This window comes from Streptomyces sp. NBC_01006 (assembly GCF_045162725.1).
Taxonomy (GTDB): domain Bacteria; phylum Actinomycetota; class Actinomycetes; order Streptomycetales; family Streptomycetaceae; genus Streptomyces.
Genome location: NZ_CP108700.1, coordinates 1 through 22,280 on the forward strand (window position 1 = coordinate 1; position 22,280 = coordinate 22,280).

General features: G+C 69.3%; 18 protein-coding genes and 3 pseudogenes. 10 read left to right on the plus strand and 11 right to left on the minus strand.

The window, feature by feature from the left end:
• Positions 1–221 precede the first annotated feature (221 nt).
• Positions 222–596: an ankyrin repeat domain-containing protein gene (locus OG509_RS00005; protein WP_331741575.1), complete on the minus strand. Its 375-nt coding sequence runs from the start codon at positions 594–596 to the stop codon at positions 222–224.
• Positions 597–723: 127 nt separating this feature from the next.
• On the opposite strand from OG509_RS00005, the gene OG509_RS00010 reads away from it, so the two are divergent.
• From OG509_RS00010 to tpg, 4 genes are all read left to right on the plus strand, one after another.
• Positions 724–1,287, plus strand: a complete 564-nt coding sequence (locus tag OG509_RS00010; protein ID WP_331741578.1) for a hypothetical protein — start codon at positions 724–726, stop codon at positions 1,285–1,287.
• Positions 1,284–3,953, plus strand: a complete 2,670-nt coding sequence (locus OG509_RS00015; protein WP_331741581.1) for a Helicase associated domain protein — start codon at positions 1,284–1,286, stop codon at positions 3,951–3,953. Before OG509_RS00010 ends, OG509_RS00015 begins: the two co-directional genes overlap by 4 nt.
• 356 nt (positions 3,954–4,309) lie before the next feature.
• Positions 4,310–5,500, plus strand: coding sequence for an ATP-binding protein (locus OG509_RS00020; protein WP_331741584.1), 1,191 nt, complete (start codon positions 4,310–4,312; stop codon positions 5,498–5,500).
• A gap of 130 nt (positions 5,501–5,630) precedes the next feature.
• A complete protein-coding gene (gene tpg / locus OG509_RS00025; RefSeq protein ID WP_406179002.1) occupies positions 5,631–6,188 on the plus strand; it encodes a telomere-protecting terminal protein Tpg in 558 nt (185 codons plus the stop codon).
• A gap of 590 nt (positions 6,189–6,778) precedes the next feature.
• Here the strand turns inward: tpg and OG509_RS00030 are convergent.
• The 3 genes and pseudogenes from OG509_RS00030 to OG509_RS00040 all read right to left on the minus strand — a co-directional run.
• Positions 6,779–7,885 carry a hypothetical protein gene (locus OG509_RS00030; RefSeq protein ID WP_331741590.1) on the minus strand — a complete coding sequence of 369 codons (1,107 nt, stop codon included), beginning with the start codon at positions 7,883–7,885 and terminating at the stop codon, positions 6,779–6,781.
• On the minus strand, positions 7,882–8,631 hold the full coding sequence (locus OG509_RS00035) for an ATP-binding protein (RefSeq protein WP_331741595.1): 750 nt from the start codon (positions 8,629–8,631) through the stop codon (positions 7,882–7,884). The genes OG509_RS00030 and OG509_RS00035 overlap by 4 nt, the downstream gene beginning before the upstream one ends.
• Positions 8,632–8,723: 92 nt before the next feature.
• Positions 8,724–10,228, minus strand: a pseudogene (locus OG509_RS00040) (Mu transposase C-terminal domain-containing protein); the annotation flags it as partial.
• 356 nt (positions 10,229–10,584) lie between these two features.
• Between OG509_RS00040 and OG509_RS00045 the strand changes: the two are divergent.
• The 3 genes from OG509_RS00045 to OG509_RS00055 all read left to right on the plus strand — a co-directional run bounded on the left by OG509_RS00045 (position 10,585) and on the right by OG509_RS00055 (position 12,677).
• Positions 10,585–10,974 carry a helicase associated domain-containing protein gene (locus OG509_RS00045; protein WP_331741601.1) on the plus strand — a complete coding sequence of 130 codons (390 nt, stop codon included), beginning with the start codon at positions 10,585–10,587 and terminating at the stop codon, positions 10,972–10,974.
• 312 nt (positions 10,975–11,286) lie between these two features.
• Positions 11,287–11,910: a histidine phosphatase family protein gene (locus tag OG509_RS00050; protein WP_331741604.1), complete on the plus strand. Its 624-nt coding sequence runs from the start codon at positions 11,287–11,289 to the stop codon at positions 11,908–11,910.
• 191 nt (positions 11,911–12,101) lie between these two features.
• Positions 12,102–12,677 carry a YidB family protein gene (locus tag OG509_RS00055; RefSeq protein ID WP_331741606.1) on the plus strand — a complete coding sequence of 192 codons (576 nt, stop codon included), beginning with the start codon at positions 12,102–12,104 and terminating at the stop codon, positions 12,675–12,677.
• 673 nt (positions 12,678–13,350) lie between these two features.
• Here OG509_RS00055 and OG509_RS00060 read toward each other — a convergent pair.
• Together OG509_RS00060 and OG509_RS00065 are read right to left on the minus strand one after the other, a co-directional pair.
• A complete protein-coding gene (locus OG509_RS00060; protein ID WP_406179005.1) occupies positions 13,351–15,231 on the minus strand; it encodes an IS1182 family transposase in 1,881 nt (626 codons plus the stop codon).
• A 543-nt stretch (positions 15,232–15,774) separates the two neighbouring features.
• Positions 15,775–15,984 (minus strand): hypothetical protein, encoded by a 210-nt coding sequence (locus tag OG509_RS00065; protein WP_406179007.1) that lies wholly within the window; start codon positions 15,982–15,984, stop codon positions 15,775–15,777.
• 401 nt (positions 15,985–16,385) lie between these two features.
• On the opposite strand from OG509_RS00065, the pseudogene OG509_RS00070 reads away from it, so the two are divergent.
• Positions 16,386–17,243, plus strand: a pseudogene (locus tag OG509_RS00070) (aminoacyl--tRNA ligase-related protein); the annotation flags it as partial.
• Positions 17,244–17,529: 286 nt separating this feature from the next.
• Here OG509_RS00070 and OG509_RS00075 read toward each other — a convergent pair.
• The 3 genes from OG509_RS00075 to OG509_RS00085 are packed head-to-tail and all read right to left on the minus strand — an operon-like array spanning position 17,530 to position 18,976.
• Positions 17,530–17,901 (minus strand): nuclear transport factor 2 family protein, encoded by a 372-nt coding sequence (locus tag OG509_RS00075; RefSeq protein WP_119094175.1) that lies wholly within the window; start codon positions 17,899–17,901, stop codon positions 17,530–17,532.
• 44 nt (positions 17,902–17,945) lie between these two features.
• Entirely contained in the window at positions 17,946–18,674 is a 729-nt protein-coding gene (locus OG509_RS00080) for an SDR family NAD(P)-dependent oxidoreductase (protein ID WP_119094174.1), read from the minus strand.
• A complete protein-coding gene (locus OG509_RS00085) occupies positions 18,671–18,976 on the minus strand; it encodes a muconolactone Delta-isomerase family protein (RefSeq protein WP_406179010.1) in 306 nt (101 codons plus the stop codon). The genes OG509_RS00080 and OG509_RS00085 overlap by 4 nt, the downstream gene beginning before the upstream one ends.
• A gap of 261 nt (positions 18,977–19,237) precedes the next feature.
• Here OG509_RS00085 and OG509_RS00090 point away from each other — a divergent pair, with 261 nt between their 5' ends.
• Positions 19,238–19,591, plus strand: coding sequence for a hypothetical protein (locus OG509_RS00090; protein ID WP_390355816.1), 354 nt, complete (start codon positions 19,238–19,240; stop codon positions 19,589–19,591).
• Positions 19,592–19,602: 11 nt separating this feature from the next.
• On the opposite strand, the gene tnpC is transcribed toward OG509_RS00090, so the two are convergent.
• Complete coding sequence (gene tnpC / locus OG509_RS00095) at positions 19,603–21,045, minus strand: IS66 family transposase (protein ID WP_406187434.1); 1,443 nt, start codon at positions 21,043–21,045, stop codon at positions 19,603–19,605.
• Positions 21,046–21,146: 101 nt separating this feature from the next.
• Here tnpC and OG509_RS00100 point away from each other — a divergent pair.
• A pseudogene (locus OG509_RS00100) lies at positions 21,147–21,524 on the plus strand (His/Gly/Thr/Pro-type tRNA ligase C-terminal domain-containing protein); the annotation flags it as partial.
• 125 nt (positions 21,525–21,649) lie between these two features.
• On the opposite strand, the gene OG509_RS00105 reads toward OG509_RS00100, so the two are convergent.
• The gene (locus OG509_RS00105) at positions 21,650–21,967 is read right to left on the minus strand and encodes a hypothetical protein (protein ID WP_406179012.1); all 318 of its coding nucleotides are present in this window, start codon (positions 21,965–21,967) and stop codon (positions 21,650–21,652) included.
• Between the last annotated feature and the right edge of the window lie 313 nt (positions 21,968–22,280).

Here is a 22,280-nt window from a genome sequence, read left to right on the forward strand (position 1 = left end):
GCGCTGCGCGCTTGGGAAGGGAACCGCTTCGCTGCGCTCAGCGGGGCCCGGCTTCGCCGGGCCAGTGCCGGCCCATCGGGCCGGAGTCCTGCGCTTCGCTCCGGACGGTTCGGGTCTCCGCTTCGCTCCGTCCCGAACGGCCCGCTGCGCGGGCCTAGGTGACCCCGTTTCACGGGGTCGGGGCCTTCGGCCCGTTGGGCGTCCGCTTCGCTCCCGCCTGTTCAGTCCTTCCGGCTTCGCCTCCAGGACCACAGCCCGCTTCGCGGGCGGCTGGCAGCAGCTGAGGTGATCCGGTCTATCAGGCGGTGGGCGATGTCGTGACCGTAGAAGTCGGCCAGGTCCACCGCGCTCATCCGCCCCGGGGGTTGCGGTCTCGGATCGGCCCCGTAGGCCAGCAGTATCGCCGTGAGCCGACTATCGATGGGGGTCCCCGACTGGAGTGCCGAGTCACCCTCCAGGTCAATGGCATGCTCCAGCAGGGTCATCCCCCAGCACACCTCGTTGACGTCCGCGCCTTCATCGAGGAGGCGGGTCAGCTCGGCATAGTCGCTGGACTCGACCGCCTGATGGGCGGGCGTCCAAGGATTCTCGACCACTGACGTCCTCCTTCGCTTCCCGCTGCTCGTCAGTCATGTGCTCGGACGCCGGCCATAGCATGATGCAGCATGTACCATTGGAGAAATAGCACCACACTCTCCAGGTGCATCGAGTGAGGTTTCGCGGATGCCTGTCTACGAATACTATCCGGATGAATTGGCGCGGATCTCTGTGGTCAGACAGGCCCACGGACTCGTCCTGGGCGAGGTGAAGGAACAGTGGCAGGCTGCCTGCGACCGCGAGGAACGCGCACTCGCCGGACCCCAGGAGCCACGCAAGCCGACCGCGCTGGACATTGCCTCGTGCCAGCGCATCGAATGGGCTCGCATCGTAGAGGTCATGGCGGAGCAGCAGATGTCCGTGTACTCCCCAGACCAGGACCGGCGAGTGGCCCGCCGGGAAGAACAGCGAGTACAGCGTATGGCTACAGAGGCGGCCTGGGCCGAACAGTCCGGTGGCGGCCTGCCGGTCGAGGTGCTGCGCCACCGCGTCTACCGGATCACAGCCCGACCCACTGCCGCTTCGGCAGGTGAACAGCCTCTGGTCCGGCACGTCTTCGCCGCCTCAGGCGGTGCGGCGGTCGAATACGCCCAGGCCATGTTCAGCTGGCCCGGCAGCACATACCAGGACGCCGAATACCGGATCACTTCCATCGAACAGGTCCTTCCCACACCGGGAGAATTCCTTTGATCCAGCTCCGCGAACACCAGGTCGACCAGAAGTCGAGTTTCCGCCAGTGGGTGGGATTCCCTGCAAGGTCATCTGTGCCCCCACAGGGGGCCCGGGGCACCATCGTGTCAGCGACCGGCTCGGGCAAGACGATCACGGCCGCCGCGAGCGCGATGGAGTGCTTCCCCGGCGGCCGGATCCTCGTCACGGTCCCCACCTTGGACCTGCTCGCCCAAACCGCCCAGGCATGGCGCCTGGTCGGCCACCGGGCCCCGATGGTCTCGGTGTGCTCGCTGGAGAACGACCCGGTGCTGAACAAACTCGGGGTCCGCACCACCACCAACCCCATCCAGCTCGCCCTGTGGGCCGGGGCCGGACCGGTGGTCGTGTTCGCCACGTACGCCTCCCTGGTGGACCGCGAGGACATCGACGCACCTAAGGGACAGCGGAAAGTCCGCGGGCCGCTGGAGGCCGCCCTGGCAGGTGGAGAGAGGCTGTACGGGCAGCAGATGACGGGCTTCGACCTCGCCATCGTCGACGAGGCCCACGGAACCGCCGGCGACCTCGGACGCCCCTGGGCCGCCATCCACGACAACACCCGGATCCCTGCAGACTTCCGGCTGTACTTGACCGCGACGCCGCGCATCCTGGCCGCGGCCGCGCCTCAGAAGGGCGCGGCCGGGCAGGAGGCGGAGATCGCGAGCATGGCCGATGACCCAGACGGAACGTACGGCGCCTGGCTGGCTGAGCTGGGCCTGTCGGAGGCGATCGAGCGGGGGATCCTCGCCGGATTCGAAATCGACGTCCTGGAGATCCGCGACCCCTCCCCCGTCCTCGGCGAGTCCGAGGAGGCACGGCGGGGCCGGCGCCTGGCGCTCCTGCAGGCCGCACTCCTGGAGCACGCCGCGGCCTACAACCTGCGCACCGTCATGACGTTCCACCAGAAGGTGGAGGAGGCGGCCGCGTTCGCGGACAAGCTGCCGCAGACGGCAGCCGAGCTGTACGTCACCGACGCCTCCGACACCGACCTGGCGGCCGCGGAGCAGCTGCCGAAGTCATCGATCGACGCGGAGTTCTACGAGCTGGACGCAGGCCGCCACGTACCGCCGGACCGGGTCTGGTCGGCGTGGCTGTGCGGCGACCACCTCGTCACCGAGCGCCGCGAGGTCCTGCGGCAGTTCGCCAACGGCATCGACGCGAACAACCGGCGCGTACACCGCGCGTTCCTCGCATCCGTCCGTGTCCTGGGGGAGGGCGTCGACATCACCGGCGAGCGCGGCGTCGAAGCGATCTGCTTCGCCGACACCCGCGGCTCGCAAGTCGAGATCGTCCAGAACATCGGCCGGGCCCTGCGGCTCAATAAGGACGGCTCCACCAAGGTCGCGCGGATCATCGTGCCCGTCTTCCTGGAGCCGAACGAGGACCCGACCGACATGGTGGCCTCCGCGAGCTTCCGCCCTCTTGTAGCGGTCCTCCAGGGCCTGCGCTGTCATGACGACCGCCTCGTCGAGCAGCTCGCCTCCAGCGCCCTCACGAGCGGGAAGCGCAAGCTGCACGTCCGGCGCGACGAGGACGGGCGGGGCATCGGGGCCGGCGGCGAAGGTGACGGCGAGGACCAGGAGGACGGCACCGACGCGGCGGCCGAGTCGGCGCTGCTGCACTTCTCCTCGCCCCGGGACGCCGCCACGATCGCCGCGTTCCTGCGCACCCGCGTCTACCGGCCCGAGTCGCTGGTGTGGCTGGAGGGCTACCAGGCACTGATCCGATGGCGGGCCGAGAACGAGATCGTCGGCCTGCACGCCGTCCCGTACGACGTCGAGGTCGAGGTCGGCGTCACCAAGGCGTTCCCGCTGGGGCGGTGGGTGCACCAGCAGCGCAAGGCCCTGCGCACCGGGGAACTCGAAGACCGGCGCAAGAAGCTGCTGGACGCGCCGGAGGCGGGGATGGTCTGGGAGCCCGGTGAGGAGGCCTGGGAGGCCAAGCTCGCCGTGCTCCGGTCCTACCGGCGAGCCACAGGGCACCTGGCGCCTCGGCAGGACGCGGTGTGGGGCGAGGACGACGAGATGGTTCCCATCGGCCAGTACATGGCCAACCTCCGGCGCAAGGGAGTCAAGAGCGGGCTCGGGAAGGACGAGGACACCGCGGCGACCCGGGGCGCGCAGCTCGCCGCGGTCGACAAGGACTGGAACTGCCCCTGGCCACTGGACTGGCAGCGCCACCACCGCGTCCTGGCCGACTTGGTCGACGCCGACGGACAGCTGCCCGACATCGCGCCCGGCGTGCTCATGGACGGCGACGACATCGGCCGGTGGCTTCAGCAGCAGAAGCAGCCGGCCACCTGGGCGCGGCTCCTGCCCGAGCAGCAGGAGCGGCTGATCGCACTGGGCGTAGAACCCGCCCAGGCGCCGCCTCCGGCCCCGGCGGCCAGCCGCACGTCGAAGGGGCCGAGCAAGGCGCAGCAGGCGTTCCAACGGGGCCTGGCAGCCCTCGCGCAGTGGATCGAGCGGGAAGGCGCCCACCGGCCGGTGCCCCGTGCCCACGGCGAGGAGATCGCCGTCCAGGGCGAGGCGGAACCGGTGACCGTGAAGCTCGGCGTATGGATCACCAACACCAAAACCCGACGCGACAAACTCACCGCCGACCAACTCGCCGCCCTCGCGCAGCTGGGCCTGGACTGGGCGCGGTAGCGGTTGTGGCAGAGCTCCAGGGGCCGACCTCTCGACGTGGTCTCTCCAGGGCAGGCGAGTCACACGCTGCCGGGAATTCGCGAGGAAAGACCCCCCGGCTCCAGCCTAGAACGCCCCCTGCACGCCTGTGGCGGGGTCTTCGTGTTGCCCTGCTCCCGGTGGCGGCACTCCAGAACGATGCTGTCGGCAAAGTCGTGGACGCAGCCACCTGCGACCTCAGCACATGCGCTCTGACCTGCACGTTTTCCTCCGGATACCTAGGATAGACGTGCACGGGCGACAGCGTAAAAGCGGTGTTGTCCGCGCTTTGGTGACCTGCGCTCACCATGCTCAGGACGTCCCAGGGAGGGTGCTTCATGACCGAATCCGGCAACCCCAGTCAGCCCGTAAACGTGAACGAGTACGACGCCAGTCACATCCAGGTACTCGAGGGCCTCGAGGCGGTACGCAGGCGGCCCGGCATGTACATCGGCTCGACCGGCGAGCGCGGCCTGCACCAGATGGTCTACGAGGTCGTCTCGTACGCCGTCGACGAGCACCTGGCCGACCACGCCGACGCCATCGACGTCACGATCACCGCAGACGGCGGCATTCGCGTCACGGACAACGGGCGCGGCCTGCCCGTCGAGGTACGGGAGTCCACCGGCAAGTCCGCCGTCGAACGCCAGCTGACGGAGCTGTCCTTCGTTCCCAAGCCCCGCACCGGCTACTGGGTGTCCGGCGGCATCAACGGCCTGGGCCTGTGCGTGGTCAACGCACTGTCGAGCCGTCTCACGGTCGAGGTCCACCGGGACGGCCACCGTTGGACCCAGGAGTACGAGAAGGGCATCCCGATCAGTGCCTTGACGAGGCACGAAGAGAGCAGCGGACACGGCACCGCGATTGTGTTCCTGCCAGACGCCGACATCTTCGAGACCACCTTGTGGTCGTTCGCCACGCTGTCGCAGCGCCTCCAGGAACTGGCCTTCCTCAACGGGGGCCTGGCCATATCACTCACCGACGAGCGTCCGGAGCGACCGGTCCGCCACCACCACCTTGACGGCCTTCGCGCCTACGTCGCCCACCTCAACCCCTACCCCTCGAGTCTCGTCCACTCCCCCGCCATCGGCTTCACGTCGGAGAACGAGGAGCAGACGATCTTCGTCCAGGTCGCCATGCAGTGGAACACCTGGTCCCCGGGAGAGTTCCGCTCCTTCGCGAACAGCACCCGCACTCATGAAGGCGGCGCCCACGAAGTGGGCTTCCGTACCGCGCTCACGTCTGTCGTCAACGAGCACGCGCGCCGTCAACGGCAGATATCCGCAGAGGACGAGGACCTCACGGCCGAGGCCGTCCACGAGGGCCTGACCGCGGTCGTGTCCGTAAAGCTCGCCCATCCCGTCTTCGAGGGATCCACCAGAACCAGGCTCAGCAATCCCGAAGCGGACACCTACGTCCAAGAGGTCATCCGCCAACACCTCGCCGACTGGCTGGACCGCAACCCGAACGAAGCCGCAGCCATCATCCGCCACATCGTCAATGCCTCTACCGGACGCGGGAAGTGGTGACGGAGGCTCTTTAGCGCAAGGGAGAGCCCGGCGTCAGTGCTATGCCGGATACAAGCCCGCCGCCACCCGATCGGGGGAATGGTGGACCCGCTGGGACTCGGGATGCTGTGCCGAAGGGGCTGGTGGGGTCGTGCGGGCGATAGGTGATGGGCTGGAGCGGCTCCTGTACACGCGGCCGGTACCGGTGACGACGGCGGATCAGCTGAAGGCGTTGCTGCGGTGGGAGCGGGGCTCCACCCGGCAGGTCGCCGCTGTCCCGGGCGTGTCCCAGCGGACCGTCCAGCGCTGGGTGACCCCCAAGCCGGTAAGCCAAGGACGCCCGAACCCCGGCCACGAGCAGAAGACCGCGGAACTCGTGCGGGCCCGCTGGCAGCCGCTGATCCGTGCGCGCCGGCGGGCCGCGGCGGAGGCCGGTGGTGTAGTCGTCCATACCCGGGCCCGGTTCGGGTTCAAAGCCGGTGGCGGCAGCTCGGACGATCCGCAGTTGCGGCGTGTCACCGGGCGTCTGAACGGGGCGGTGACACAGCAGATCTTCGCCGCCTTGGACGCAGGTGTCAGCGAGGAGCAGCACAAGCTGATCCTCGGCCGTGCGCTGGGACACCTCTACTTCCGCGAGGCCGGTCACCGTGCCCACGGTCTCCACGTAACCCTCGATGACATCGACTTCATCGAGTTCGCCCTTCAGTGACGTGTAGAGGCCGGGTCTGCGGCAGGTCGTCAGTGAGCCGAAGCACGAGAGTTGACACTAAGGCCGGTGTGTTGTCACTCGGGGACGTCTGCTGGCGATGGCAGCGGGTTGGGCCGGCGCCCGCCTGCGCAGGCCAGGACTTCTGTCACCGACGAGTTCAGAAAGATCGTGAACACGGACGACCTGTCCGCAGAGTCAATGACACCGGTACGGACAAGCTCTTCCCCAGCCTGCCGCAGGATGTCGACCGAGGCGGCAAGACCCTCGATCGTGTGGCCGCGCCGAGCAGCTGAGCGGATTCGAAGCCCGAACACCCCCGCGTGCCGGATGGCAGGGACCAGACCGTCCCATACGACGAAGGCACCCCCGGCCATCAAGGCATCACGGGCAGGTCCGCATGCCGCGGTCTGTTCCCGAAGCATGGCGCTGAGGTCCTCGCGAGTCACGCTGTGCGCCGGTGCCCGTACGACCCAGTTATCGCCCACGTGTGACAACTGCATCGCCTCTCTGGTGACAGTCAGACTGCTTCGACCTGCTTCCTTCGCAGGCTATCTGGTGCCGACGGTGACGGCTATCGAGCCTCGGCACAGTCAGCGGGTGGCCGTGAGCGGGTAGTAGCCGTGGGCTTCTTGTGCTTCGCGCCAGTCCCACACCACGGCGTCCTTCCGGGCCGCACGTTCGGCGCCGGGTGGCTGAGGCGGGCGCAGCCCGGCAGCCTCGGCCAGACGCAGGACGGCCGGGCGCTCCCCGGGGCCGGCCAGCAGGTAAGTGGCCTGGGTCAGGTGTGCGTAGCGGGTGGCGGCGCGCAGGAAGACGATGGCCCAGGGCGGGACGGGGTGAGTGGCGCAGCCGTCGGTGAAACGGGCCTGGTCGTGGAGTGCGAGCAGGGCTGGTGCGTCGTGGAAGTCGTCGCTTCGGGCGGTGGCCAGCTGCTGGAAGGAGGCTCCGGTGAACAGGGTGGCGGCCAGGGCTGCAGCCAGCTGTGGGTGGGCGGTCACGGTGTGGATCCGGCGGGCGGCTTCCTCGGCTTGGGCGGGGGTGAGGGGGGTGGGGGCGAGCCGGTGTTTCCAGTCGATCAGGTCGGGACTGCAGGGGCCCGTGCACGGGCTGGGGCTGTCGTAGGAGACGAGCCGGTCCAGGGGAGACAGCGTGAGCCAGCGTCCCGGCTCCACGCCGGGCCTGACGGCGTCCGCGGCAACAGGCCGGGCGTCGGTTGGGGGTGCGGGGTCGTTGCCGTAGAGGGCGCGGGCTTCGGCCAGGGTGGTGGTGCGGGTATGGGGCAGCTCGGCGAGAGCGCGGTCCAGGACGGCGGTCAGGCGGCGACGGTGGACGACGAGGGCGAGGTGGATTGCGGTCTGCCGCCACAGGGTGAGGATGCGCTGGAGACGGCGTGCGTCGAGGAGGTGGGCGCGCAGGACGGTCAGGCGGGTCACGGCCAGTGCGGTCGTCCACGCGGCGGCCGCCTCCCACAGCGGTGGGCGGCCATGGGGGAACCGGCCCGGGATGTGTACGGGTTTGCCCAGGGCCAGGAGCAGGTCGTGGGCCAGGGCGGTATCGCTCGTCGTGCCGGGGCCGGGGTGGAGGGTGATCCGCCCGGCCGCGGGGTGGTGGGCGGCGAGGGCGCTGTGCGTGAAGGCGGCGTCGTCCCCACAGTCGAGGACGATCGCCAGACCCGGCGCGGTGGTGGGTGGGTTCATGCGAGGCGGCTGAAGGCCCAGCGAAGCAGGTCGCGGTCCGGGCGCGGGCGGTCCATGCGCTCCATAGCGGTCCGCACGTGGGCGGTCAGCTGCGCCCAGGCGCGGAAGTTGCCATGGGCGGCCTGTTCGTCGGCGAAGGTGATGTCGGCCAGGTCTGCGTCCTCCCAGACGGGGTGGAAGAGCGGGACGACGTCGAGGACCTCTTCGGGGGTGAGGCGGGTGAACTGCTGCCAGATGAAGATCCGGGAGGAGAGCATCGGCTCGCGGCGCAGGACCGTGTGCGCGCCGGCGCCGCCGACGAAGACGATCGCGATCTGGGTGACGGGCTCGTCCCACAAGTAGCGGAAATACTCGAACGCCTCCCCGTTGAGCCACTGTGCCTCGTCCACGAGGAACGTGCGCGGCCTCTCGGACAGGGCGGTCTTCAGCAGGCGGTCGAACTCGCTGGGGTGGCGGGGAGGCTCACCGGGCAGGCGGAGCGTCTCGAACAGTTCGTAGCGGACCGCGCGGGCGGTGGGACGGGCCCGGAAGGTGACCCGGCAGACCTCCTCGCCCCGGGTGTCCTCCAGCTCGTGCAGGCACGTGTTGACCGCCAGCGTCTTCCCGAAGCCGGCGTTGCCGTGGATGCACATCATCGCCCGCGCGGCGACCGTGTCCGCGATGTTCTCCCGCGCAGTCAACAGCGCCCTTGTGGTCACGATGGAAGCCTCGGGCAGATTCACGTACTGGTAGGTGGGCGCGGTCACCGCACACCACCGCCCGCAGCACCATCCCCGCCACCGGTGACACCCGCCTCCGGTCCGCCGCCGGGCCCGTCGTCATCCGGCGCGGGTGACGTCTGCGGCCGGGTACGGGCCGCGAGGGAAGCCGGGGTACGCCAGTCAGACGGAGGCGCGGCCGGCGGGATCAGGTCCGGCAGCGCCAGCCTCGACAGATCCCCCCGGTCAGCCACCGCCAACTCGGCAGCAGCTTCGACCGCGCCCACGGCGTCCAGCCGCTCAGGCTTCCCCGGCCGGGTCGCGGCGGCGTAGCGCTCGCGCTGGGCCGCGGCGAGGTCCTTGCGCAGCCGCCGGCCACGCGCGGCCCGCGCGGTGCGGACCTGGGTGATCTGCTCCGGGCTCGCCTCGTCCGCGACGGTCGCAGGTCCCAGGTAGCGACCGGTCGCGGCGTCGAAGACCTCGATCCGGTGATCGTGGTGCGGCATGAACCGCACCCTCACCCCCGTACCAGCCAGGCCCGTCATCCACGGCCCCACATAGTCCCGCCGACGGAACCGGACACCACGGGTGGAGACCACCCGGATCCGTCCGTCATCCTCCAGCGTGAACGTCCACAACTCCTCCGGACTGAACTCCCGTACCGGAATCGGATCCGCCTCCCAGGCCTGGAGCGGGGTCTTCCCGCCCAGCGGGCCCGGCTGGGCGGCACGGTGTTCCACCACTCCACCCAGCGCAGCAGCCGGGCGGTGAAGTCCTCGAACCCGAGCAGCAGCTCGTCCTTGGGCCGGGCCCGCCGCCGGCCCGGGCGCGGTTGGCGCACGTAGCCGGGCAACGCGGCCAGGAACATCACCTCCACAGCTCGGTTCAGGCCCTCGACCGTGCCCTTCAGGTGCGGGGTGTAGGCGGGCAGGTCCTCCACCTCGACCACCAGCGCCCCGAACGCCGCCGCGACCGTCCTCGACAAGAAGTCCCTGCCCCGGTCCACCCGGACCTTCTCCGGAAGTCCGCCCTGCGGCCCGAACGGCTCCTCGCGCAACACCGCAGCGCGGAGCGCGGCCAGCACCGACTCCCGCGACGGACACCCGGGCGTCACCGCCACCCCCATCACCGTGTTCGTCGCGCAGTCCACGAACCACGTCACCCACGGACGACGGACCGTGCCCTCGACCTCGACCAGGACCGGGGCCTGGACGTGATCGGCCTCCCACACCTGATTCCGCCACCCACGCGGCCGCGTCAGAAACACATCATGCTTCCTGGCCTCACGCTCACCACCAGCAAGCCCCGCCCGCTCCCCCGCGGACAGATCCCGCCGGATCGCACGATGCAACGTCTGAACCGACGGCGGCGGATCCCCCTCGCCCCGGTCCGCGCGAGCCGTCAGCTCACGATGGACAGCGGCGACGTTCCCCCTCCACAGACCGAGCAGAGCCCGGACCTCCGGGGTAACCATGAACCTGCCGTAGTACCGGGCCTGCTCCCCCAGCACCACAGAGTCGTCTTCCTCCACTGCGGCCAACCACCGCCACACCGCCCGCTCCCGCACCCCGAACGTCTCACCCACCGTCCGCACATGCTGGGTGGTCAGCTTCCCCTCCCGGCGCAAAGCCAACAGCTGGCGCACCGCCGGCCCCCGCAACGCCCGAACCGACACCGCAGGCAACGCTCCACCCGAACCCCCGGCGACCGGGAGCTGTACTTCCTCGTCCACCCGCCCCACACAACCGGCCCCCGGCCAGCCGATAGATCAGAACTCACGAAACTGAGACAGCGTCACCCCTGGGACGATAAAGCCCAAGGACAGCGATCCCCCACCGATCTCTCACATCAAAGACAGTGACACCCGATCTCAGAGCAAGCCTTGACCAGCACCAACACCCCAAGAGGCCACTGTCTCTCACACCACTGTCCCTAAACCGAGAGATCGCACTGAAAGCCCTCCTGGACGGCGGCGCGCGCCTCACGGCCGTGGTCGCGGGGGTGACATGGCACGGGGAGGACATCGGCCGCTGGCTCGCCACCCAGCGCCGCGACTTCCGCCGGCTGAACGAGGAGCAGCAGCGCCGCCTGACCGAGCTCGGCGTGAAGCCAGCACGGGCCGTACGGGCCCGTACGGCGGCCGCGACGGCGGGTGCGACGTCCATGTCCGGGCGGGGCGCCGAGGCGTTCCAGAAAGGCATCCAGGCCCTCACGCAGTACCAGGAACGTGAAGGTGGCGACCTGCCCGGCCGAACACACACCGAACTGCTGCCCGACGGGTCGGAACATCGGACCGGGGTATGGATCGCCAACCAGAAACAACGCCGCGACCGACTCGACACCGACCAGCTCACCGCCCTCGCCGCCCTCGGAGTCCCGTGGGCGCAGTAGCCCTGGCCTTGGGCGCCCCTGCGGTCCGAACGTTCCGGCCCGCCTTCGGCGAGCGGTCGCTGTGACGGCTCACCGAAGGCGGACGTGATGGTCATGGCTTTGTTCACGAGGACGGGCAGCACTTCGACATCGGTTCGGGAGTCGCAGCCTGGCCGAAATATTCACGAGTTTCGGTTCTGGCCGTTCTTCCGTGAGACCTACGCCATCTGCGGGGCAGCGCCAGTCTGAGTCCGTCGGCTGCGGAACCACGTGGCGCATGTCAACGTCCATCCAGACGTTGGCAAGATCATGAACCTGACGGAGGACCCGCCCATGTCGGCAACAGCTGCCCGCTACCTGTACCTCGCGCGGCACGGTGAGGCCTCATCGGACGAGAGCGCGCTGACGGACAACGGCCGCCGTCAGGCCGTCCTGCTCGGGGAGCGGCTCCGCGGGGCCCCTCTCGCGGCGATCCACCATGGCCCGCTCGCGCGCGCGGAGCAGACGGCGCAGCTGGTCTGCGAGCAGCTCGACGATGTTCCCCTGCAGTGTTCCGGACTGGCCGGCGACTACATTCCCTACATGCCGCAGCGCGAGGAGCTGCCGTCAGGATCGGCCGACGCGATGCTCGGTCACCTGGCCCAGTTCCCGGCCGAGGAACGTGAACAGGGCCCCGGCCTGGCCCAGGAGGCTCTCGCGCTGTTCACAGGACCCGTCGCCGGCGATGAGCCGCTCCACGAGCTCGTCGTCACGCACAACTTCCTCATCGGCTGGCTTCTCCGGGCCGCCCTTGACGCGCCGAAGTGGCGCTGGATGGGCATCAACCACGCCAACGCCGCGCTCACCGTCATCCGCTACGCGCCCGGCCGGCCCCCGTCCGTTCTCCTCTTCAACGACACCGGCCACCTCCCCGCCGACCTGCGGTGGACCGGCTTCCCGCCCGACCTCCACATCTGAGAACAGTGATCCCCCATCGCAGGCAGTCACCAGACGAAGATCCAGTGACGACGCCTGGCTGACCCACAGGCCAGGCGCCGTCAAATCTCTCGACAGCACCCGGGCCTGCTGGGGCTGTCTCGTAGCAGTGGACCTTGCGGAGGTCAGATCCACCTTGCGTTTGATCTTGCGTGGGCGGGAAAGATCCCCGCATGACCGATCCTGTGAACGACGGCGTGGCGACGCCGACAACCGTGTCGATCTCGGTGAAGGGCCTCTCAGACGCCGGTCTGGAACCGCAGCTGCGGTCCTGGATCAGCTCCGGCCCCAACGAGCCCGTGACCGCCGAACAGATCACCCGGGCCATCGGGGAGGACCGGCTCGCCCAGGCCGCCGAATCCCTCGGCCGCGAGCCCGGCGACCTCGCCGCAAGTCTCGCCGCCGATCTCCCCGGCCTCATCGACACCGCCTCCCCCAACGGCCGCGTCGAATTGGCCCGCACCCAGGACGAAGCCGTCGCCATCCAGGCCCGAACGGCAGGCAGCATCCACGCCTACATCGAAGGAGGACCCGCCTCTCTCTACAACGGGACCGACGCCATCGCACTGGCCACCAAGTCCAATGGCGTGACGCTGACCGCAACCCCTCAAGAGGTCGTGGACGACGCGACGTCCACTCCCGGAACCCAAGCCGACATGACGATCACGCCCGCACGCCCGCTCGACACCCAAAACGGGCTCTACACGGCCGACATGACCGTGATCTTCGACGCCGTGCCCCGCCCCTAGTAAGCCCAAGACCGAATCACCTGTGAGGTTGCGGAGGTTTTGCCCGCCCGGTCAGACCCGGCAACCACAACCCACGCCCACGCAGATGCAGGGCCTGCCCGGACCGGGCGGGATGCCACGGCGTCGGCACCACGTGTGACACAGTGCCGACGCCGTGGGATGTGCAGGGTTGGTCTGAACAACCCTGCCGTCGGGTACAGCGCAGTCGTCCCCAGGGCGGCCTGGCCACCCGGTCCCGCACCACCAAGACGCCGAAGCCCGGCGGGGCGCACTACGCCGGCGCGCGGCCCAACCGACGCGTACCTCCACCCGCCGGCGGGAGGGCCCGCGAGGTGCCTCCCGTTCCCGGGCTCCGGTTCAACTTCTGTGGTGTGCCCCCGCCTCGCTCGCAGAACGTGACGCCCCACTGCCGGCCAGCCGAGCCATTCGCCAGGTCTTGCGTACAGAGACGACTGCCACAGCAAGCGCGACGATCGTAAAGAAGACGATCAGGATGGGGCTCTTGCACCTGGTCGCGGTTACGACCAGGTAGACGAAGACCGCCCAGTCCAGCCACGTCCGCTTTATCAACGCACCGATGCGACTCACCATCCCTCCCGGCGCGACAGTAGACCACGCAGCGCAAGGCGTCACTCAACGCATCCACATCACAGAAGTGATGCTGTTGGCGATCTTAGGTGGGCAGGTTGCGGCAGAGCTGTTGGAAGCGGTTCCTGGGCCGGGGCCGTCGGGGTGGTGTGATGCCCGGTGAGAGGTAGCCGCTGAGTCGGATGATGTTCGTTCCGGCTGCGGTCAGCACGTGTTGGACGTGGGTTCTGGCCATGCCGCGGTAGCGGCAGTTCCGCAGGCCGTGGGCATGAACGGTCTCGGAGACGGTGGCCTCGCAGCCTGCGCGGATCGCGTATCTCCGGCGCCACTCGGTTGTCTTCTGCTCGGTCCTGTTCTGCGTCTGGATCTCTTGGAGAGGCTGTGGCATCAGGAAAACGTGCCGGCCCTTGCCTTCGACGTTGCCGGTGCATTTGAGCCGGTCGGCGCATTCACGGCAGGCCTTGCGGGGGAAGAGCACGGAGAGCCGGGGGTGACCGTCGCCGAGTGTGGGCTTCCATGGCGGACTCGTCACGCCGTTGGGGCAGGTCAGGGTGCGGGCTTGCCAGTCGATGTGAAAGTCCTGTTTGGCAAATCCGGGCCGTTTGCCGGCCTGCGGGTCGTCACGGACGGGTCCGAAGAGCGTGATGTCCCACTGCCGGGCGGCGTGGTGGATGCTGTCCGGCGAGATGTAGCCGCTGTCCACGACGTGTTCGGTGGGCTGGAACCCCTGCGTGGTCAGCCCCTGGTGGATCCGGTCGAGGGCGTCGATGTCCTGCTCGGGCGCCGGCCGGGTGGTGACCTGGACGATCACGTTCGGGCCGGTCTCGTCGCAGGTCTCGGTCTGGTGGCCGCGGTAGCCGATCCAGTCCTGCTGTCCGGCGGCGGTGACTTTCTGGCTGTATCGGGCCTCGGGATCGTGCGGGGTGACGATCTCCACGCCCGACCACGGCACTCGCGCCGAAGCGGGATCGGGCCGGCCGTCCGCCGACGCCTTGCCCGTGTTGCGGCGTTCGGTCGTCCGGCGGCTTGCCCGGTCCCGACTGGATTTCGGTCCCCGCCAGCACAGCCGGCCGTCCTCGTCGAGCCAGTACTGCTGGACCCAGACCTGCCGCAGAACCTCAACAGCGGGCAGTTTCCGCAGCCCAGGTGGGGCATCGGCGTCATGGACGGCTCGCAGGATGTACATGCCGTCCCCACCGACCCGCAGCACGTAGGCGATCAGGGCATCACCTCCCCGTGGAAGCCGGTCATAGCGGACCGGGCGGCCGTAGCGGTCACACCAGTCGGCGGTGACGAGTGCGGCCAGCCATTCCTCGCCGTGCACCACGAGCTCTTCCAGAGCCATTCTCAGGGTCTCAGCGACCAGTTCACCCCGATTCAGCCGGCGTACTGCCGCCAACACGTGGGTCGAGTCGGTACGGACCCGGCCACGGCGTTTGACCAGGCCCGCAGCCACAAGACGTTCGACCATCACAGCCAGCAGCCGGTCCGCCCGGTCCCCTTGTGCCAGCCGGTCACGGAACTCGCTCAGCACCGAGAAGTCGAATCCCGCGTCATCCAGCTCCAGGCCCAGGCAGTACTTCCAGTCCAGACGGCATCGGACGGCCTCCGCCGCCTGCCGATCGGTCAGATTCTCCGTGTACTGCAACACCGACACCAGCGCCAGCCGGGCCGGTGACAGGCCTGGGCGACCGTCCTGCGGATACCAGTCGGCGAAATCCTCGTCCACGAACAACTCGTCCAGGCGGTCACGCATCCACATCGCCGCAGTGCCCCGCGGATTGCTCGCCCGAGCCATCCTCACGGTCAGAGCCGGCACCACACGACCCGAAGCAAACCCCATCGCCATCCCGGCCCCCTCCGACCGGCAGAACCACCCCGCTCGACAACAGCAGCACACCGACCGCCAGCACGAACAGCATGTCGAAGTGCTTTCACCCCACCGAGCGAAGATCGCCAACAGCATCCGGAATCACGGGCAGAGCCTCGCTGCGTGGGCCATCTCCGAGAACGGTTTGTCTGCGGCGTCCAGCAACGCTTCGTGGTCACCAGTGCCCGGGATGTCGGTGAAAGGTAGGAACACCTCCCGACCATCAGGGCCGGACCATTCGGGGTTTCAGCAGGCCGGCCAGCACGACGACCTGCCCGTTACACCCGGCGCACGCAGCACTCATCACTTGAACCGCTCGACCGGTCAGCCTCGGTGGAACAGGTCTCCGCCTCCTGACCGGTGCCTGCCTCTTGACGCGGATCCTTCACCGCCGGGAACCTCCCAGCCCTCTTGGAGCCACTGCCACTCAAGGGCGTCGTAGATCGGCGAATCCGAAACCCGCCCGCCGCCCACCCCCGCATCGGCGACACCCCTCGGCGCTGGAACGGTTCTCTGGTCCATAAGCGGCCCAACGACCCCACGCCGGACACCGTGGCGGGCCGTGACCCATCCGTCACCACCAGACCCGCAACGGGGGCGGCGACTGCGCCTCCCCCTGGGCGCGGCGTCGGCCGGGGCTCAGGATCCGAAGACGCGCAGCACCCATGGAGCATCGGGCAGGTCTTCGGGGACGGTTGCAGTGCCGGTCAGGGGCATCAGGTTCCCGTTGGCGCAGTCGCCGGGCTGCTGATGGTCGATCTCCCAGTTCCAGCCAGCCGGAACAGCGAAAGAACTGGTGGCGTAGAGCAGCTGGCGGCAGGACCGACACCAGTAGAACGACCGCCCCATCACACCACCGCCCCCTTGCCCGGACTCGCCACGCAGGCGGCTGCGGGCGCCAGGCCCATGCCGGGCAGGCTGGTGCGGTCCGGACCTATCGTCGTTGCCGACCTGTTCGGCCTCAGCCCCGCCACAGTGGAGACGTGGGCCAGGTACGCCAACGACAGCTGGACCCACTACCTCGCAACCCGGACGTGACGAGGAATGACCGTGTAGACATCGCTACATCCTGCTAACGTCTGCGACATGAAGCGCGCTGTTATGACGACGACGCCGGAGAGTGTCCCGGCGCGCTGACAGACGACCTGATCCGAAGCCCCGGGGCAAGTGCCCCGGGGCTTCGCCGTAGGCCCGGTCACTTGCTCCGCAACCAGCAAGGGAGACCGCGATGACCACCGTGCACGACCACCGTGCACGACCACCGCAAGCTCGGCCGTGAACTGGGCCTGTTCGACACCGATCCGCTGATCGGCGCCGGCCTGCCGTACTGGCTGCCCGACGGCGCGGCAGTGAGGCACACCCTGGAGGAATACATCCGTGCCGCCGAGCGGCGGCGGGCTACCAGCACGTGTACTCACCGGTCCTCGGCAAGCGGGAACTGTACGAAATCTCGGGGCACTGGGCGCACTACAGCGACGACATGTTCCCCCCGATGGACCTCGGCGGTGAGCAGGTCGTCCTGCGGCCGAGCCTGTGCCCCCATCACGCGGTGATCTACCGCTCCCGCTCCCACAGCTACCGGGAGCTGCCCCTGCGCATGGCCGAACTGGGAGGTATGTACCGCTCCGAACTCTCCGGCGTGCTCGGCGGGCTGACCCGGGTGCGGGCGATCCAGCTCAACGCGCGCACATCTTCTGCACGCTGGACCAGGTCGCCGAGGAGGCGCAGGCGGCGCTGGAGATGATCCGCCGGGCGTACGAGGCACTCGGCATCACTCCGACCCGTTACCGGCTCTCCCTCCCGGGCCCCGGTGGCAAGTACGTCACTGCACCGGAGAAGTGGCAGCGGTCCACCGCCTGCTGACCGATGTCCTCGACCGCTCCGGCCTGCCCTACGAGGCAGCCGAGGGAGAGGCCGCGTTCTACGGCCCCAAGATCGACGTCCAGGTCACCGACGGCGCCGGCCGGGAGTCCACCCTGTCCACCGTCCAGGTCGACTTCCACCAGCCCGAGCAGTTCGACCTGCACTACATCGGCGCGGACGGCGCCAAACACCGCCCGGTCATGGTCCACCGCAGCATCACTGGCAGTGTGGAACGTGCCGTCGCCCGTAGCTGTTCAGCAGCTCAACTCTCGCTCCATCCGACTGAGCCAGACGTCTGTCAATGACGCTGCTGAGATCATCGACAGCATGAAGGTGAACGGCTGGGCCGGCGATCCGATGGACGTGGTGCGGATGCCTGACGGCGGTCTGACGACCGTGGACAACGGTCCCGTCGACCGGTGTGGGTCGAGCGTAGAAGTGGCTCGGCGCCTGGTCGGCGACGCTCAGGGGGCGCTAACGGTGCCCTAAGGTTCCGCTCAACCGCGGGCCGCCGCCGGCCCCGTTCGCGGGTCAGCCGAGGCGGGAGACCTGGTAGTGGCCGATCAGCCGCCCCTGCGGTGTCCGCTCGACCAGCACGCTGAGGTTGACGGTGAGCGTGGGGCGGTCGGTGAACGCGAAGTCGACGCTCAGGTAGCCGAGCACCAGGTCGTCGGCCGGCTGCCTGGTTTCGAGGATCCGGTAGTCGGCGGTCATGCCGAGCGGCTGGGAGTCGTAGTAGGCGGCGATGCCCGGCCGGCCGACGGTGTAGGGGTGCAGGCCCTGGAAGATCGCGTCCTCGGTGAAGCAGGCAGCGACCCGCTCGGGGGCGTGCGCGTCGACGGCGGCCTTCCATTCGTCGAGGATGCTGCGCAGTGCCTGCTCGTGGTCCGCTGTGGTGCTCATCGGAGTTCCTCTCTCGTGATCCGCGCCGGTGCTCGGCGCCCGGCTCAGCGTCCGGCGCTCCGGCCGCCGTCGATGTGCAGGATCTCGCCGGTGACGAACGGGGCGTTCTCCAGGAAGACGACCGCGTCGACCACCTCGGCGACCTCGCCCATTCGGCCCAGTGGATGCAGCGCGGCAAGGGCGTCCCGGGTCTCGGCCGAGTAGGACGGGGCGCGGATGACGCCCAGCGAGACGGTGTTGACCCGGATGCCGCGGGCCGCGTACTCGATCGCCAGCGAGCGGGTGACCGCGTTCAGCCCGCCCTTGGTGAGCGAGGCGAGCGCCGAGGGGACCCGGGAGTCCGCGTGGTCGACCAGGCTGGTGGAGATGTTGACCAGGTGGCCGCCGCCTTCGCGGGCGAGCATCGCGGCGATCGCGCTGCGGGAGACCTCGAAGAAGCCGCGGAGGTTCACCCCGGTCACGGCTTCGTAGTCCTCGTCGGTGTAGTCGGTGAACGGCTTCGCGATGTAGATCCCGGCGTTGTTGATCAGGGTGTCCACCCGGCCGAAGCGCTCCAGCGCCTGCTCGACCACCCGGGCGCCGACGCCCGGCTCGGCCAGGTCGCCCCGCACCGCCAGCACCTCGGGGTCCTCCGACGGGGCGATGGACCGGGACACGGCGACCACCGCGTGGCCGAGCTCGCGGTAGGCGGTGAGCAGCGCGGCGCCGATGCCCTGGGAGGCGCCGGTGACGACGGTGACCTTCCGGGTGGCGAGCTTCTGGTCGGTGCTCATCCGGTGCCGGCGGGGCCGGCGGGGTCGGCGGGGTGCGGGGAGAGCGGGGTGACCTCGTCGGTGCGCCAGATCCGCAGCGGCATCGAGGCGAGGACCTCCTCCAGCCGGTCGGCGTCGGCGGCGGCGAAGAGCCCGAGCGTGCGCCACTCGCCCGGTTGCAGCGGCGGGCGCCACAGCCGGAGCAGGTGCCCTTGCGCCGCGAGCTCGCGTGACCGGGCGGCCTCGCGGGTGCGGATGTCCTCGACGGCCTGCTCCGAGGTCCCGTCCGGGACGTGGGTGGTCATCGTGACCAGGTACTCCATGATCATCTCCTTCTGGGGCGTGACCCCCTCCAGCATCCGGCCTCGCCACGCCCGCCGCTCGCGCGGACCCACCGGCCCGCTCGGCCGGACGGGTGAGCACCGGGCCGGCACCCGCCGGCGCCGAACGGATCAACTGTCTTAAGAAGGGTGTCCCTGAGACCTGGGGCGACGGGGTTCTGCTCCGGATCGGCAAGCAGGCGGGCCCCTACCGTAGGACGTATCCGATGGGCTCACCCTGGACCGGATGGGACGGCAACTGACATGGCAGACCTGCTGACCGGCGACGACCTGCCTGAGGGCTTCGCCTATCCGCCCGAGTTCCTCCGGGTCGTCGAACTCGGCCTCACGGATCTGGAGCCGTGGTGGATCATCGATGGTGATCTTCTGAGGTCTGGCATGCGCCTGCTGGCCTCCGCCTACCCGACACGCCGACTTGTCCTGTTCGCCAAGCGCCAGGACAACGATGACGTAGCGTGCTGGGACCTGGATACCGCAGACGTTGCCGTCGTGCACATGGGCGCCACCCCCGGCTGGGAGCAGCGGGGCCCGCGGTTCGCGAACTTCAATTCCTGGCTCCGACAGGCGATCGAGGACCTCATCGAGCACGGAGCATGAGCCCCGGAGCGTCAGACTTCCGCTGCAGGTGTCAGGGCAGGCGGGAGCCACGCGCCAGTGGTGAAGAGCTGTACGAGCGCGTCGAGCTTGTCGCGGCCCCACTTGCCGACCGTGGACAGGTAGGACTGGACGATCGCGAAGTCGGTGAGTCCTTGCAGGGTGCGCCAGCCGCCGCCGGAGGTCCGCTGTTGGACCTTGACCGGCCGCTGGTCGCGCTCGGCGAGGTTGTTCGAGAAGGGCACCGCGAGGTTCGTGGCGAAGCGCAGGATCATGTCCTCGTAGCGTTCGAACCGGCGGATCAGTTTGCTCGCCTCGTCGGCGAGCGGCCCGCGGCGGCCGGTGTTGTGGGTGCGGCCGTGGGCGAGCGCGCCGAGGTAGCGGTTGCGGACCCGGGCCAGTTCGTACGCGGGCAGCGCGTCGAAGCCTGCGGTACGGGCTTGCTCGGCGGCGTCCTTGGCTGCGAGGAGGGTGTCGGCCATGGCCTTGGCCCACAGTTGTCCGGCCGGGTCGCCGTCGTGCACGCTGCGCAGGTCGCGCAGCAGGTGGGCGCCGCACCAGGCGTGGAGCACGTGGTCGAGGTGGGTGTAGCCGTTGTAGCCGTCGCGGACCAGGACGCCGTCGAAGGCGGGCCAGATCCCGCCGGCGTCGATCGTCTCCTTGGTGCGGTCGCCGGTGTGCGTGGCGGTGAGGTACTCGGTGCACGCCACGTGCAAGTACACGTTCGCCCCGCCCGCGCGGGCGATCGTCTCATCGGCGTGCGCCACGGGCGCGGCGGCGATCAGCTCCCGCACCCGGGGCAGGAACGCGGCCTCGAGCAGCCGGGCCGCGCGGGAGCGCACCGAGGCGACGAACCCGGTCGACACCTGCGCGCCGAGCAGGGTGGCGAGCACGCCGGCGGTGCGGCGCACCGGCAGGTGGTGCGCGCACAGCAGCCACGCGGCGCGGGCGGCCAGTCGCGGCCCGTACTGAGCGCGGCCCCTCGCCCGGGCGGGCACGCCGCCGACCGTGGTGGTACCGCAGCCGGTGCAGGTCTTCGCCACGATGCGGTGCTCGGTCACGTGCGGGCGCGGCGGCGGGGCGGGTGCATCGAACACCTGGTGCCGCCGCTCGTCGAACCCTGGCACGCCGGTCAGGTCGGCGCCACAGCAGCAGGCAGCGGGTTCGTGGCGTACCGTCTCGTCCGGGTCCTCCACCAGCCGCAACGTGCTCCCCGGCGCACCATCCTGCTTGCCTCGCCGTCTCCCGGACGAGGTGCGCGAAGACCGCTTCGGCGCGGGCCTGGCGAACGGCGGGTCCGAGGAGGGCGGCTTGGAGGAGTTCGAGGAATCCTTGCCGAGCCTTCGCTCCAGCTCCTCCACCCGCGCCAGCAGGAGCTCGCACTGTGTGCTCAACTGCTTGATCAACGCCGCTTGCTGGGCGATCGTGGCGTCCTTCGCCGCGAGCAGGAGCTTCAGCTCATCACGCGACGGTTCGACCTCGGGCTCCACGAAGGAGCGCAGTAGTGATCTCGCCGGGTCTTCGTCCAACGGACCGTCAGCCTTGCTGAACAGCTACCGTCGCCCATCTCATCGAACAGCACGGCGGTGCTTTCCCCGCCTGGCTCGCCCCTACTCAGCTGGTCATTCTCCCGATCTCCGACACCGAACTGCCGAACGCCGCAGCCCTCGCCCAACGCTGCACCCATCTCGGACTGCGTGCCCAGATCGCGGGACCGGACCGCGGCAGTCTGGGCGCCCGTATCCGAGAGGCCCGCCTGGTTCCCTACCAAGCCGTCATCGGGGCCAAGGAGGCCGCTGACGATCACGTCGCACTGCGCTTGCGTGACGGACGCCGGCTCGACCCACAGCCGGTCAGTGACGTACTCACCCACATCAGCGCTCTCATCGGGGCCCACAGCACCGACCTGTGGGCCGACGCTGATGGGGATTCTTGAAAACGGCCGCTGTCGCTCTTCGCCTCGCTTTGTTGCTGCTTGAACGGTGTGGGGAGGGTGGGGATCGAAGAGCATGCGTGGGCCCCGCCGACCGTCAGGTCGGCGGGGCCCGGTGATTGTGAACCTCAGCTGGTGGTCAATTGATCAGCCCGCACTTCGAACTCGACTCGTCCCTCGAGTGATTCGAGTCCCCAGGGGCTGACGGAGATCTTCACCGTGTCCGAGGTGCTCACGGTGTCGTCGGCGTTCAGGATGTCGCAGAGGATGACAACCTCAACGGGATAGTGGGTGTCGGGGGCCAGGTCGTCCCCGTTGGTGAAGACGGGCCACTTGTCGATGAAGGCCCACTGCTGCTGGCGAGCGTCGGTGAAGCGGACTTCGACCAGGCCGGGCTGGGGTTCATCGTCGACCCAGCGGACCGCTTCACAACTCAGGAAGACCATGGGCCTGACTCTGCCGTCACGGCCTGCGGTCGGCAGCCGGATTTCCGGGCTGCCGACCAAATAATCTTGCTGTCACGGAGCCCTGCGGAGCGGGACGACATCGGGAAGGCCGGTGGGCATCGAAGGCCGGGCGGCTTCTGGTGTCGCCAGGAGCGCAACGATGGTGACGGGCTGCTGGCAGTGTGGGCAGTTCCGGGTCGCGGTGGGTTCGAGCGGGTCTCGCTCCGGCGTGTGTCGCGTGGCGGTGCGGCCAGGCGTTTTGGAGGCTGGCGGGAGATCGGCCAGGGGTGGGGTGGCGGCTGGAATCGGCCGT

Coding starts and splice junctions, on each gene's coding strand:
- OG509_RS00010 (WP_331741578.1), top strand. CDS start 724: ATGCCTGTCTACGAATACTATCCGGATGAATTGGCGCGGATCTCTGTG.
- OG509_RS00020 (WP_331741584.1), top strand. CDS start 4,310: ATGACCGAATCCGGCAACCCCAGTCAGCCCGTAAACGTGAACGAGTAC.
- OG509_RS00030 (WP_331741590.1), bottom strand. CDS start 7,885: ATGAACCCACCCACCACCGCGCCGGGTCTGGCGATCGTCCTCGACTGT.
- OG509_RS00050 (WP_331741604.1), top strand. CDS start 11,287: ATGTCGGCAACAGCTGCCCGCTACCTGTACCTCGCGCGGCACGGTGAG.
- OG509_RS00055 (WP_331741606.1), top strand. CDS start 12,102: ATGACCGATCCTGTGAACGACGGCGTGGCGACGCCGACAACCGTGTCG.
- OG509_RS00060 (WP_406179005.1), bottom strand. CDS start 15,231: ATGCTGTTGGCGATCTTCGCTCGGTGGGGTGAAAGCACTTCGACATGC.
- OG509_RS00065 (WP_406179007.1), bottom strand. CDS start 15,984: ATGGGGCGGTCGTTCTACTGGTGTCGGTCCTGCCGCCAGCTGCTCTAC.
- OG509_RS00075 (WP_119094175.1), bottom strand. CDS start 17,901: ATGAGCACCACAGCGGACCACGAGCAGGCACTGCGCAGCATCCTCGAC.
- OG509_RS00080 (WP_119094174.1), bottom strand. CDS start 18,674: ATGAGCACCGACCAGAAGCTCGCCACCCGGAAGGTCACCGTCGTCACC.
- OG509_RS00085 (WP_406179010.1), bottom strand. CDS start 18,976: ATGGAGTACCTGGTCACGATGACCACCCACGTCCCGGACGGGACCTCG.
- OG509_RS00090 (WP_390355816.1), top strand. CDS start 19,238: ATGGCAGACCTGCTGACCGGCGACGACCTGCCTGAGGGCTTCGCCTAT.
- OG509_RS00105 (WP_406179012.1), bottom strand. CDS start 21,967: ATGGTCTTCCTGAGTTGTGAAGCGGTCCGCTGGGTCGACGATGAACCC.